Consider the following 13,446-nt stretch of genomic DNA (forward strand, 5'->3'; position numbering starts at 1 on the left):
GACGACCAAGCCCCGGCCGTCGCCGGGGAAGCGCGGTGCCTGGTTCCCTCGAACGCCCAGCCTAGACGTTCACGCGCCCGGTCCGCACCAGCTTGCCCCATCCCACGCTTCGTCCGCGCAGCGCCTGGGTAATCGCCTTCAACACGACATAATACATGATCTGGCGATAGCCGAAGCGCTGCGGCACCAGCAGCCACAACAGCCGCCAATCCTCGCGCCGTTCCAGCGCGAACGCGACCGTCGCGGCGAGCAGGTCGATCAGCGTGAAGACCAGCCAGTAGATCAGCATCTTCTCGACATCATGCTGCGTCTGCGCCCAGCCATGCGCCAGCACGGCGAGATAGGTCATGACGAAACTGACGATCAGCGCGAGATCGATGATCGGTGAAATCGCAGCGAACACGATCTGGAACAGGATCGCCTGCGGCAGCCCGACGCGCGCGAGCCCGCGGGGTTTGCCCGTGGCCATGATCACGCCGTGCTTCCACAGGCATTGCAGCGTCCCGAACGCCCAGCGGAAGCGCTGCTTGGCGAGGCCCTTGATCGTCTCGGGCGATTCGGTCCAGGCGACGGCATATTGGTCATAGGTGACCTTCCATCCGGCGCGCTGGATCGCGATCGTCAGGTCCTGGTCCTCGGCGAGCGTGTCGTCCGGGTAGCCGCCGACCTGCTTGATCGCCGACAGACGCCACGCGCCCACCGCGCCTGGCACCACCGTCATCGCATCGAGCCGCGCGAGGGCGCGCCGTTCGAGGTTCTGTGCGGTAATGTATTCGACCGCCTGGAACCGCGTGAGCAGATTGACGCGGTTGCCAACCTTGGCATTGCCCGCGACTGCCCCGAGCGCGGGGTCGACGAACCAGCGCGCCAGCCGCGCGATCGTGGTCGGCTCAAACTGCGTATCGGCATCGAGTGCGATCACGATCTCGCCGGTCGCCAGCTCGATTCCCCGATTGAGCGCGCGCGCCTTGCCGCCATTCTCGAGCGTCAGCAGCTTCACGCGGGCATCGCCGGCAAATGCGGCCTGAATCACCGCGCTGGTCCCGTCGGACGAGCCGTCGTCGATCACGATCACCTCGACCCGGACGTCGGTCGACGCGAGCACGCCGCGCACCGCGCGCTCGATCACCAGTTCCTCGTTGAACGCGGGGATCATCACCGTGACGAACGTGGTCGGGTCGATCGGCGGGAACACCATCCGCCCCTCGCGCCGCGCCTGGATCAGTGCAAGCGCCGACAGGACGATCGCGCGGGCGATCCCAATCGAGATCGCAAAGAAGAAGATCCAGCCAAGCGCGATGACGATACCGCCCAGCGCGCTGAAGATGAACAGGTTGAACTGCGCAGCGACCTGTTCGCTCTCGGTGATCGGCGGCATCGCGAGGTTGCGCGGGATGCCGGCCAGTTCCGACACCGGCACGAAGCGGTACCCCTTGGCCCGGAGCTGATCGATGATCTGCGGCAGCGCAGCCACGGTCTGCGAACGATCGCCGCCCGCGTCGTGGAGCAGCACGATGTTGCGGCTGCACTGCGGCTCACCGTCACCCGTGCACCGCCCGACCGGATCCGTGACGTCGTCGACCGTGCTGTCGATGATCGACTGCGTGCCCGGTCGTTTCCAGTCACCCGGATCGACGTGCAGACCGACCGAGATGTAGCCGCGGTTCTGCGCCTGCAACGCCGGATCGATTTCGTCCGCGGTGGTCGGCTCGGCATCGCCGAAATAGGGCGCGCGGAACAGTCGCAAGGAATGCCCCGTGAACGCCTGGAACAACCGTTGCGTGGTGTTCAGCTGGAAGCTCGTCTCGGTTTCCGAGGCACCCGCCAGATTGGGGTGGGTATAGGTGTGGCTGCCGATCTCATGGCCTTCGCGCATCATCCGTTCGAGCAGGCGGCGCTGGGTCAGCGCATTCTCGCCGATGATGAAGAACGTGCCCGGAACCTTCTTTTCCTTCAGGATGTCGAGAATGCGCGGGGTCCAGGTAGGATCGGGCCCGTCGTCGAACGTCAGCGCCACCAGGCCGGGGCGATACCCGGTCCGCGCGACGATGTACGGCGATGGCAACTGGACGAAACGAACGTCGCCGATCCCGCCGCGCGCATTGGCCACCGCTTGGCGAACACCCGCGACCGGTACGCCCGCGATCTTGAGGATCTCGCCGCTGCCCTCGATGTCGACGTCGGTACCCGCCGGGATCGCGTTGATCGCCGAAGGCGCGGGCAACGTGCGGTGCGAGCGACCGAAGACGGACCAGAGCCCGGGATCCTCCGCGCCCAGGCGCCACACCGCGACGCCGTTCAGCCCGACGCGGTTGAGGAATTTCATCTCGTTATACGCGGACGCCGCATCGAGCAGCCAGACGACATGGCGACTCTTGCCTTCCATATAGGCGAAGCTGGTGTTGCCGCTTGCCTTGTCGAACACCGGCATTGCGCTCGATTCGCGCGCGTTCTGCCATGCCTCGTCGATCGAGAGTGGTTCGCCGCCGCCGTCGTGCCAGTCATAGCCATAGCTGCCGATCGCGACGACGATCTTGCTGCGCGGGACACCGCGCACCGCGCGTGCGACCGACTGTTCGAACCACCCCTGCGAGGCGATCGGTCCGGACTCGCCGCCGACCTCGTGCTCGTCATAGGCCATCAGGAACACGCGATCGACGATGGCGGCGAACGCCCCGATGTTCCAGCCGTCCTCGCCCTCGGCCGCCCCGATCGGGACCGCGATCGCGATGACCCAATTGTGCCTGGCGAAGCGCGCCTTGGTTTCGCGCAGGAAGGTGCGGAAGTCGGCCTGCCCGCGCGGACTCAGTTCCTCGAAGTCGAAGAACGCGCCACCCGCGCGATTCTGCGCCAGCCAGGGTTCCAGTCGGTCGAGGAACGCCTTGCGTTGCGCAGCCGAGCGCAACAATGCCTCCATGCCCTTCGCGTCCCAATTGCCGTCCTTGGCGTTCTGGATCATCGGCAGCAGCAACGGGCGATGCGGCGAGCGGTTGAGGATCTCGCGCCCAGCGGTATCGCGATAGACGGTGATGTCGTGTGCGGCGCCCGTCACCGATACCCAGCCGGGGATCAGCCAGTCGAGTTCCCCGATGTGACGCCTCAACGACGCGACGCTCGACTGATCCCATGGCACGTGAAAGGCGATCGCCAGCGGCTGGTCGACCGCTGCCCCGACCCCACGCGGCGGCGCGGCGCCCATCAACCGTGCATAATCGATGATCCTCCGCCGCGCGCGCTTGAGCAACGGATCGTGCGGCGGGGGCAGCTTGGTAAAGGCCGCATGTTCCGCTTCTACGGGCAGCAACGGGGGCGCCGGCACCGCACCGATCGACACCCCGAGCGCGGCGATCGACAGCAGCAGCAGCAATATGAAAGCTGCCACGGCCATGGCAAAGCGACGACGCCGGCGACCCGAGGCATCATAGAAAACGGGCGCACGGCTCATCGGCGAGACTTCCTTTGTAACAGCCTGACACAATCGCATCGGTCCCTTCGCATGGCCATAGCCCGACGCCAAGATGACATTGAATTCATTCGGCCCTTCGCGGTCGGCAGATCGCTGCGGCCGGGCTTCATCGCTTGCCCCGCTGCGGCATGCGGCTACGATCGACCGACAGGAGAACGAACGACATGCGCCACATCGCGATCATCGGTTCGGGACCGGCCGGATATTATACCGCCGAGGCGTGCCAGAAGGCGTTCGGCAGCGACTGCCGGGTCGACATCCTGGATCGGCTGCCGGTGCCTTATGGCCTGATCCGCACCGGCGTCGCCCCGGATCATCAATCGATCAAGGGCGTCGCGCGGCGCTACGAAGCGGTCGCGTTGAGCGATACCGTGCGGTTCGTCGGCAATGTATCGGTCGGCGACGATGTCGCGATCCCGGAACTGCTCGACCTTTACGATGCGGTCGTGCTTGCGACCGGCGCGCCGGCGGACAAGCCGCTCGGGGTGCCGGGGGACGACCTGCCGGGCGTGATCGGCTCGGCGGCGTTCGTCGGCTGGTACAACGGCCACCCTGATTTCGCGCAGCTCGATCCCCCCGTCCACGGACTGGACGCCGTTGTCGTCGGCGCGGGCAACGTCGCGCTCGACGTCGCGCGGATCCTCGCCAAGACCGAGGCCGAATTCGGTGGGTCGGATATCGTCGGCCATGCGCTCGACCGGCTGCGGGCGGCCGAACATGCGACCGTGACCTTGCTTGCGCGGCGCGGCCCGCACCAGATCGCGATGACACCCAAGGAACTCGGCGAGCTGGCGCATCTGACCCGGGCCGTCCCGCTGGTCGACCCTGCCGACCTTCCACCGATCGCGGCGGATGCCGAGCTCGAACCAGGGCTGCGCAAATCCGTCGCCTATTTGCGCGACTTCGCAGCCGTGCACGATGACAAGCCGGTGCGGATCGTGTTCGATTTCTTCGCCCGCCCGGTCCGGATCGAAGGCGACGCCAGCGCAGAGCGGGTCATCGTCGCCCGCACGCGAATCGATCCGACGGGTCGCGTTGTCGATACCGGCGAGGAATATGCCATCCCCGCAACGCTGGTGGTGAGCTGCATCGGTTATCGCACCCCCCCGATCGCGGGCGTGCCCTATGACGATGCGCTCGGCCGCTTCGCCAATGTCGACGGACGCATCGCGCCAGGGCTCTATGCGGTCGGCTGGGCACGGCGCGGCCCCACGGGTACGATCGGGACCAACCGCCCGGACGGCTTCGCGATCGCCGAGTTCATCGCGGCGGACATCGCAGCCGGTAGCGGCAAGCCGGGTCGTGCCGGGCTCGATGCGCTGCTCGATCAGCGCGGCGTCGATATCGTCACCTTCCGCGACTGGCAGAAGATCGAAGCCGCCGAAATCACCCGGGCGAGAACGGGCGCGCCGCGCGAGAAATTCGCGACGATCGCCGAGATGCTCGCCGCGCGTGCCTAGCGTTCGGCGCAGCGATCATCGCCAACCGCCACTTTTCGCTTGATCGCAGCCCGCCGCCCGGCTAACCGCTCGCCCCTGCAATGTGTCGGGGCGTGGCGCAGTCTGGTAGCGCACTGGTCTCGGGGTCCAGGGGTCGTAGGTTCGAATCCTATCGCCCCGACCATTGCAGCGATAGCTTCGCCCTGGCGGCTCGAGGCGTGATCCCCGAAAGTCTTTTCTTCCTTTTACACCTTCCCGGCGAAGGCCGGGGCCCAGTAGCGGGCGTTTGCCAACGGGCGCTGCGCTACCTTACCTCGACCTTCGCTACTGGGCCCCGGCCTTCGCCGGGGTGGTAGAACTTTGCTGTGAAACCTCAGCCCTTGTGCTTCGCGCGCCAGTCGCGAACCGCCTGGAGCGTCCCCTCGACATGGCCGACCGGGTTGTTCTGGGTGAGCTCGTAGATCACCTCGCCGGTCGGCGCGATGACATAGGACGTGCGGCTCGTGATCTTCGAGCCCGCCGCATAGGACACGTCATAGTTGGTGATCATCGGCGGGGTCGCGGCAGCGACCGGGAAGGCGCTGCGGCATTCTTCCTTCGAGAAGGCATCGATCTTGTCGATCCCACCCGCGGTCAGCCCGACCAGCGTCGCGCCCGCCTTCTTGAAGTCAGCCGCGGCCTCGGCGAACTTGTGCGCCTCGATCGTGCACCCCGCGGTAAAGGCCGCCGGGAAGAAGTATACCACGACCGGCCCCTTCTTGAGCGCCGACGCGAGCGAGAAGGTGAACGGCTTGCCGCCGAGCGCGCCCTGGGTGGTGAAGTCGGGGGCCTTCGCGCCGACCTTGAGCGCGGCTTGGGCGGGCATGGCGAAGGCGACGGTCGCCGTCAGGGCGAGGGCGACTGCGGCATACGGACGGGCGAGCTTCATGCGACTTCTCCTGATGAACTTTTGCGAAGCCTAGCCTGCCCCCTTTTGTTCCGCCAGCGACGAATCGCTGATGTTGCGTTGGGGCCCGTGCATGCTATCGCCACGAGCATGACCACCCCGCTCGACCGCATCCGCAACTTTTCGATCATCGCGCATATCGACCACGGCAAGTCGACGCTCGCCGACCGCCTGATCCAGCAGACCGGCGGCCTCACCGCGCGCGAAATGTCCGAGCAGGTGCTCGACAACATGGACATCGAGAAAGAGCGCGGGATCACGATCAAGGCGCAGACCGTGCGCCTCGCCTACAAGGCCAAGGACGGTCTCGATTACGTCCTCAACCTGATGGACACGCCGGGGCATGTCGACTTCGCCTATGAGGTGAGCCGCAGCCTCGCCGCGTGCGAGGGCGCGCTGCTCGTGGTCGATGCGGCGCAGGGCGTCGAGGCGCAGACGCTGGCCAACGTCTACCAGTCGATCGAGCATGACCACGAGATCGTGCCGGTCATCAACAAGATCGATCTCCCCGCCGCCGAACCTGAAAAGGTCCGCAAGGAAATCGAGGACGTGATCGGCATCGACGCGTCCGGCGCGGTGCTCGCGTCGGCGAAGTCGGGGATCGGCATCGAGGACATCCTCGAGGCGATCGTCACGAAGATTCCGCCGCCCAAGGGCGATCCCGAGGCACCGCTGAAGGCGATGCTGGTCGACAGCTGGTACGATCCGTATCTCGGCGTCGTCATCCTTGTCCGCGTGATCGACGGCGTCCTGAAGAAGGGCCAGCAGATCAAGTTCATGCAGACCGGCACGATGCATCTGGTCGACCGGGTCGGGTGTTTCCGCCCCAAGATCGAGCAGTTGACCGAACTCGGCACGGGCGAGATGGGCTTCATCACCGCGCAGATCAAAGAGGTCGCGCAGACTCGCGTCGGCGACACGATCACCGATGCGAAGCGCCCCGCGCTCGAAGCGTTGGCGGGCTTCAAGGAAGTCCAGCCGGTGGTGTTCTGCGGCCTCTTCCCGGTCGACGCCGCCGAGTTCGAGAAGCTGCGCGAGAGCATCAGCAAGCTGCGGCTGAACGATGCGAGCTTCTCGTTCGAGATGGAGACCTCGGCGGCGCTCGGCTTCGGCTTCCGCTGCGGGTTCCTGGGGCTGCTGCATCTGGAGATCATCCAGGAGCGCCTGACGCGCGAATACGACCTCGACCTGATCACGACTGCGCCGTCGGTGGTGTACGAGATCGAGCTGACTCACCCCGATCCTGCGGGCACGACGCAAATCGAGTTGCACAACCCCGCCGACATGCCCGAGCCCAACAAGATCGCGACGATCAGCGAGCCGTGGATCGAGGCGACGATCTACGTCCCCGACGAATATCTCGGCAGCGTGCTCAAGCTGTGCCAGGATCGCCGCGGCATCCAGAAGAACCTGACCTATGTCGGCGGCCGCGCGCAGGCGACCTACGAACTGCCGCTCAACGAAGTGGTGTTCGATTTCTACGACCGGCTGAAGTCGATGTCGAAGGGTTATGCCAGCTTCGATTATCATCAGATCGGCTATCGCGAAGGCGACCTCGTCAAGATGAGCATCCTCGTCAACGAGGAGCCGGTCGATGCACTGTCGATGATCGTCCACCGCGGCACCGCCGAAGTGCGCGGGCGCGGGATGGTCGAGCGGTTGAAGGACCTCATCCCGCGGCATCTGTTCAAGATTCCGATCCAGGCGGCGATCGGCGGCAAGGTGATCGCGCGCGAGACGATCAGCGCGATGCGCAAGGACGTGACCGCGAAATGCTATGGCGGCGACGCCAGCCGCAAGCGCAAGCTGCTCGACAAGCAAAAGAAGGGCAAGCTCAAGATGCGCGAATATGGCTCGGTCAGCATCCCGCAGGAGGCGTTCATCGCCGCGCTGCGGATGGGCGACGAGAACTGAACGGCCTTCCCAGACGATCGGAAGGTTAGGGGAAAGTTAGGCGGAATCGCGCGGCATCCGGGCGCTGTTCCGCTGTGCCGTCGCTATGTGTTCCAGGGCTGTCAAAGAGCCCGGGGACCCTATCAGAGAGGCGCGGTGTAGGACACCGGCGCAAGCGGGCTGCGTGCCGGTAGAGCTCTTGCAGCAAACCGGCCCCTTGCGCTCGACTGCTTCATTTTAGCTGCGTCGGCCTTTGACCCCGCTCGAAACGGACGGATAGGACGTCCCGGGCAAGGGTCATTTCGCTCCAAGGGCACCAGCCCCGAAACGCCAAGACCCCGACGCATCGCGCCGGGGTCCTGGGTATTCTTACATCTGCGAAGCGATCAGTTGCCCTGCGGCGGTGCTCCGTTCGGGCCGCCCGCAGGCGCTCCACCGGGGACGCCGCCCGGCGGCATCCCGCCCGGCGCGCCGCCGCCCTGCATCATCTGCTGCTGCATCTGCTGCTGTTGCTGGAGCTGCTGGACCGCCGCCTTCGACAGGAAATCGAGCATCTCGATATCGAAGACGAGCGTCGAGTGCGCCGGCATCCCCGGACGCGCGGTATCGCCATAAGCAAGGCTAGGCTTGATCCAAACCCGATACTTGCCGCCCTTGGGGATCAGCGACAGCGCTTCCTCGAAACCGGGAACGACCGCATGCTCGCCGAGCGGCACCGGGAACGGACGCTGGCTCTTGTCGAAGGTCGTGCCGTCGACGAACTTGCCCTCGTAATTGACGAGCGCGACGTCCTGGTCGGTCGGCGGCGTACCCGTGCCCGGTGTCAGCACCTGATATTGCAGGCCCGACGGAGTCTGCTTGACGCCCTTGTTCTGCGCATTGTGCGCAAGGAACGTCGCCGACGGATCGACCGGAGTCTGCATCGCCAGCGCCCCAGCGCCGACCGCGGCCACCGCGATGCCGGCCCACAGATACACCAAGACACGCCGCTTGACGGGCTTCAGCGGAACGGCGGTGATCGACATGGGAGCTCCCGGGTGGGCGGTCGGTTCAGGATCGGCAAGTCAGGATAGCAGCGGGCCAGACTGGCCCGCCCGGAACACGGATCTTACCGTGCGCCGTCACGCTCCATGCGCTTGCGCTCGAGCTTGCGCGCGCGGCGAACGGCAGCAGCGCGCTCGCGCGCACGCTTCTCGCTCGGCTTCTCGTAATGACGGCGCAACTTCATTTCGCGATACACGCCTTCGCGCTGCAGCTTCTTCTTGAGCGCGCGCAGCGCCTGGTCGACATTGTTGTCGCGAACGATGATTTGCATAAACCCGAACAGCTCCGAATCGATAGAAAAGCGCCGCCGCGGACATCAGGTCCGCGTCGCAAGGCGTGCGCCCTACACGGGTGGGTTGTAAGTTTCAACCCGTGGCGCAGCTTTTACGTGACTTGCCGGCCCTGCGCTCGCTAAGCGAACACCATGACCGGAACACCCCTTACGCTCTATAACAGCCTGACGCGAACGCTAGAGCCGTTCGCGCCGATCGACCCGCGCGTGGTGCGGATCTACACCTGCGGCCCGACCGTCTATAACTATCAGCACATCGGCAACATGCGCGCGTTCCTCTTCGCGGACACGCTGGGGCGGGTGATTCGGTGGAAGGGCTGGCCGACCAAGCACGTCATCAACATCACCGACGTCGGCCACCTGACCAGCGACGCGGATGCGGGCGACGACAAGATGGAAAAGGCCGCCGCCGCGCAGGCCAAGTCGATCTGGGACATCGCCGCGCATTATACGGCGGCGTTCAAGGACGATGTCGCACGGCTCAACATCGAGCCGCCGGCCGAATGGACCGTCGCGACCGACCATATCCCGCAGATGATCGACTTCGCCAGAACGATCGAGAAGGACTGCTACCTGATCGAAGGCGGCCTGTATTTCGACACCAGCAAAGTGCCGCATTATGGCGCGCTCGCGCGGGCGACGACGGATCTCGATGAAAGCCGGGGCGAAAGCCGGATCGACCCGGTGTCGGGCAAGCGCAACGCCGCCGATTTCGCGATCTGGCGGCGGTCGCCACCGGGCGAGCAGCGCCAGATGGAATGGGATTCGCCATGGGGCAAGGGCGCGCCCGGCTGGCATCTCGAATGTTCGGTGATGAGCCTCCAGCACCTCGGGCATCCGTTCGACATCCATACCGGCGGGATCGACCACCGCGAGATCCACCACCCCAATGAGATCGCGCAGAACCAGGCGTTCTGTTCGTGCGAGGATACCGGTGCGCGAATCTGGATGCACAACAACTTCCTCGTGGATCGCGGGGGCAAGATGTCGAAGTCGAGTGGCGAATTCCTCCGCTTGCAGACGTTGGTCGATGCAGGCTTCCACCCCCTCGCCTACCGGCTGATGTGCCTGCAGGCGCACTATCGCAGCGAGCTCGAGTTCACCTGGGAGAACCTCGCCGCCGCCCTCACCCGGCTGAAGCGGCTGGTGATCGCGCTCGACGCCCTGCGCGCGCGCGACGACGGAACACTCAAGGGCAACGCCGAACCCTATCTCGCGCGGCTCGAGGAAGCGGTGGCGGACGATCTCAACACGCCGCGCGCGCTGACGGTGCTCGACGAGATGATCGCGGACAAGAAGCTGTCGCCGGCGGTGCGGACTGGCGCGATCGGGGATTTCGATGCCGTGCTGGGGCTGCGGCTGGCGGACCTGACCCGGTCCGAGATGCGAGTGCGCCCGGTGGAAGCGACGATCGACGCGGCAACGATCGAAGCGCGGATCGCGGAACGCAAGCAGGCGCGGGTCGACAAGGATTTCGCGGCGTCGGATGCGATCCGCGATGCGCTTGCGGCGGCCGGCGTTGAGGTGATGGACGGCGATGCGCTGGGGTGGGACTGGAAGCTGGGGGCGGCATAAGGCGTCTGCCGCCGGCTCGCCTACCACGAACCCTCGTTCCGGGATGAACCAGCGGCTCGGCCATTCTCCGTTCCGCGGGGTGCAGGACCGTCGGCACCACACCAGCCGAACCTGCACCAACCCCGTCGGATCCCCCCACGAATGCACTTGTGGAACACGTCTGGTAGCGCTAACTTTGCCTGGAACACGCGACAACGAGCGCGGGATTCGGGAGAAGCAGGATGACGAAGGGCATGTATATCGCCGCACTATGCGGCATGGCGGGCATTGGCCTCGCCGCGACGACCGCGCTGGTCGCGCAAGACAAACCCGCGGACGCCAAGCGCTTCCTGTCGCAACCGCTGGTGAAGTCGATCTACACGGCCGACCCGTCGGCCCACGTCTTCGCCGGCAAGATCTACGTCTACCCCAGCCACGACGTCCCGACCGCAATTGCTGACGACGACCTCGGCAACGAATATGCCATGCACGACTATCGCGTCCTGAAGATGGACCGGATCGGCGCACCCGTCACGGTCGGCCCGGTCGCGCTCGACGTGAAGCAGGTTCCCTGGGCGTCGCAGCAGATGTGGGCCCCCGACGCCGCGTACAAGAACGGCACCTACTATCTGTACTTCCCGGCGCGCGACAAGACCAAGGACAAGAACGGCCTCGGCAAGTTCATGATCGGCGTGGCGACCTCGAAGAACCCGATGGGCCCGTTCAAGGCCGACCCCAAGCCGATCGCCGGCGCGTTCTCGATGGATCCGGCGGTATTCACCGACGCAGACGGCAAGAGCTACATGTATTTCGGCGGGATCTGGGGCGGGCAGCTTCAGCGCTGGAAGAACGGGACGTTCGATCCGAACGGCAGCGACACCGATCTGCTGCAGGACGGGCAGCCCGCGCTGACCGGCAAGGTCGCGCGGATGAACCCCGACATGAAAAGCCTCGCCGAGACGCCGCGCGACGCGGTGATCCTCGACGCAAACGGCAAGCCGATCCTCGGCGGCGATCATGAGAAGCGCTTCTTCGAGGCGTCGTGGATGTTCAAGCGCGGCGGGCAATATTATTACACCTACTCGACCGGCGACACGCATTTCCTCAACTATGCGACCGGGACCAACCCCTATGGCCCATTCACCTATCGCGGGCATTTCCTGCTGCCGGTGCAGGGTTGGACGACGCATCATTCGATCATCCAGACCGGCGGCAAATGGTGGCTGTTCTATGCGGACACGCAGTTGAGCAACAAGAATCACCTGCGCAACGTCAAGGTGACCGAACTCCATTTCAACAATGACGGGACGATCCAGACGATCGATCCGTTGGTCAAATAAGGCAGCCGATGTTCTTGGGAATCGATATCGGCACGTCGGGCGTCAAGGCCGTCGTCCTCGACACGCATGGCGTGGTCGTCGGCCAGGGCGTCGCCGCGCTCTCCGTCCAGCGGCCCCAGCCTTTGTGGTCCGAGCAGGACCCCGAGGACTGGTGGAAGGCGACGACCGCCGCGGTCCTCGCGATCGACCCGGAGGTTCGCCGTGCGGTGCGCGGGATCGGGCTTGCCGGGCAGATGCACGGCGCGACCCTGCTCGGCGCGGACGACAAACCCTTGCGCCCCGCGATCCTGTGGAACGACGGACGTTCCTTCGCCGAATGCGCCGCGCTGGAAGCGACGACGGGCGATTTCCGCACGGTTGGCGGCAACATTGTGATGCCGGGCTTCACCGCGCCCAAGCTCGAATGGGTCCGTCGGCACGAGCCCGAGATCTTCGCGCAGGTCGCGACCGTGCTGTTGCCCAAGGACTATGTCCGGCTCCGGATGACCGGCGAGAAGGCGTCCGACATGTCGGATTCGGCGGGCACTTTGTGGCTCGACGTCGCAGGCCGCCGCTGGAGCGAGACGTTGCTCGCGGCTTGCGGGCTGACCGAGGCGCAGATGCCGCGGCTGGTCGAGGGCACCGACGTCGCGGGAACGCTCCGCGCCGATATCGCCGAGGCATGGGGCATGGCGCAGGTTCCGGTCGCGGGTGGCGCTGGCGACAATGCCGGCGGTGCTGCAGGCGTCGGCGTCGTCACCGACGGCAAGGCGTTGCTGTCGCTCGGCACCTCGGGCGTGATCTTCGTCGCCAATGACGCATTCCGGCCCAACCCGGCGCGCGCGGTCCATGCGTTCGCGCATTGCCTGCCCGACATGTGGCATCAGATGGCGGTCCACCTCAGCGCCGCCTCGTGCATCGATTGGGTCGCCCGCCTGACCGGCGCGAGCGGCGCCTCCGAGCTGTTCCAGCGCGCCGAAGCGGCGGGGCCTGCGAACGGTCCCGAGATTTTCCTCCCCTATCTCTCGGGCGAACGCACGCCGCACAATGACGCGCAGGTCCGCGGCGCGTTCTTCGGGCTAGACAATGACACCGACCCCAACCGGCTCGCGCAGGCGGTGCTCGAAGGCGTCGCCTTCGCGCTCGCGGACGGGCTCGACGTGCTGCGCGAAGCCGGAACGCAAGTCGCCGAACTCGCGGTCATCGGTGGCGGCGCACGCTCGCGCTATTGGGGCGAGACGCTTGCCGCCGCGATGGAGGTGCCGCTGGTGTATCTCCAGGGTGGCGAAGTCGGCCCCGCCCTCGGCGCGGCCCGGCTTGCGCAGATTGCGGTCGACGGCGGGACCCCGGCTGAAGTCTGCGTCGCCCCACCCGTTTCGCACCGGATTGCGCCCGATGCGGAATTGACCGCACGGCTTGCGCCCAAGAAGGCTGCGTTCCGCGCCGCCTACACCCGCATCGCCCCCCTCACCGCATCCAACTGACTTTTCGAA

9 protein-coding genes and 1 tRNA gene are annotated in these 13,446 nt (G+C 65.9%); 6 read left to right on the forward strand and 4 right to left on the reverse strand.

From position 1 onward, the window contains the following. Window positions 1-61: 61 nt before the first annotated feature. Window positions 62-3,445: a glycosyltransferase gene (locus L8G49_RS04070; RefSeq protein WP_242182600.1), complete on the reverse strand. Its 3,384-nt coding sequence runs from the start codon at window positions 3,443-3,445 to the stop codon at window positions 62-64. A 185-nt stretch (window positions 3,446-3,630) separates the two neighbouring features. Here L8G49_RS04070 and L8G49_RS04075 point away from each other — a divergent pair, with 185 nt between their 5' ends. Next, window positions 3,631-4,926 carry an FAD-dependent oxidoreductase gene (locus tag L8G49_RS04075; protein WP_242182602.1) on the forward strand — a complete coding sequence of 432 codons (1,296 nt, stop codon included), beginning with the start codon at window positions 3,631-3,633 and terminating at the stop codon, window positions 4,924-4,926. Between the two features lie 86 nt (window positions 4,927-5,012). Then, window positions 5,013-5,089 (forward strand) — tRNA-Pro (locus L8G49_RS04080). 189 nt (window positions 5,090-5,278) lie between these two features. On the opposite strand, the gene L8G49_RS04085 is transcribed toward L8G49_RS04080, so the two are convergent. After that, window positions 5,279-5,833 carry a peroxiredoxin gene (locus L8G49_RS04085; RefSeq protein WP_242182604.1) on the reverse strand — a complete coding sequence of 185 codons (555 nt, stop codon included), beginning with the start codon at window positions 5,831-5,833 and terminating at the stop codon, window positions 5,279-5,281. A gap of 108 nt (window positions 5,834-5,941) precedes the next feature. On the opposite strand from L8G49_RS04085, the gene lepA reads away from it, so the two are divergent. Then, complete coding sequence (lepA, locus tag L8G49_RS04090) at window positions 5,942-7,765, forward strand: translation elongation factor 4 (protein ID WP_242182606.1); 1,824 nt, start codon at window positions 5,942-5,944, stop codon at window positions 7,763-7,765. Between the two features lie 365 nt (window positions 7,766-8,130). Here lepA and L8G49_RS04095 read toward each other — a convergent pair whose 3' ends face one another. Together L8G49_RS04095 and rpsU are read right to left on the reverse strand one after the other, a co-directional pair. Continuing rightward, on the reverse strand, window positions 8,131-8,769 hold the full coding sequence (locus L8G49_RS04095; RefSeq protein WP_242137734.1) for an FKBP-type peptidyl-prolyl cis-trans isomerase: 639 nt from the start codon (window positions 8,767-8,769) through the stop codon (window positions 8,131-8,133). Window positions 8,770-8,852: 83 nt separating this feature from the next. Continuing rightward, entirely contained in the window at window positions 8,853-9,059 is a 207-nt protein-coding gene (gene rpsU, locus L8G49_RS04100) for a 30S ribosomal protein S21 (protein ID WP_010162663.1), read from the reverse strand. A gap of 153 nt (window positions 9,060-9,212) precedes the next feature. Between rpsU and cysS the strand changes: the two genes are divergently transcribed. The 3 genes from cysS (at window position 9,213) to xylB (ending at window position 13,437) form a co-directional block, all read left to right on the forward strand. Next, window positions 9,213-10,655: a cysteine--tRNA ligase gene (cysS, locus tag L8G49_RS04105; protein WP_242182608.1), complete on the forward strand. Its 1,443-nt coding sequence runs from the start codon at window positions 9,213-9,215 to the stop codon at window positions 10,653-10,655. Between the two features lie 221 nt (window positions 10,656-10,876). Further along, window positions 10,877-11,974, forward strand: coding sequence for a glycoside hydrolase family 43 protein (locus L8G49_RS04110; RefSeq protein WP_242182610.1), 1,098 nt, complete (start codon window positions 10,877-10,879; stop codon window positions 11,972-11,974). An 8-nt stretch (window positions 11,975-11,982) separates the two neighbouring features. Then, window positions 11,983-13,437 (forward strand): xylulokinase, encoded by a 1,455-nt coding sequence (gene xylB, locus L8G49_RS04115; RefSeq protein WP_242182612.1) that lies wholly within the window; start codon window positions 11,983-11,985, stop codon window positions 13,435-13,437. Window positions 13,438-13,446 lie beyond the last annotated feature (9 nt).

Source organism: Sphingomonas sp. CARO-RG-8B-R24-01 (genome assembly GCF_022662295.1).
Taxonomy (GTDB): Bacteria; Pseudomonadota; Alphaproteobacteria; order Sphingomonadales; family Sphingomonadaceae; genus Sphingomonas.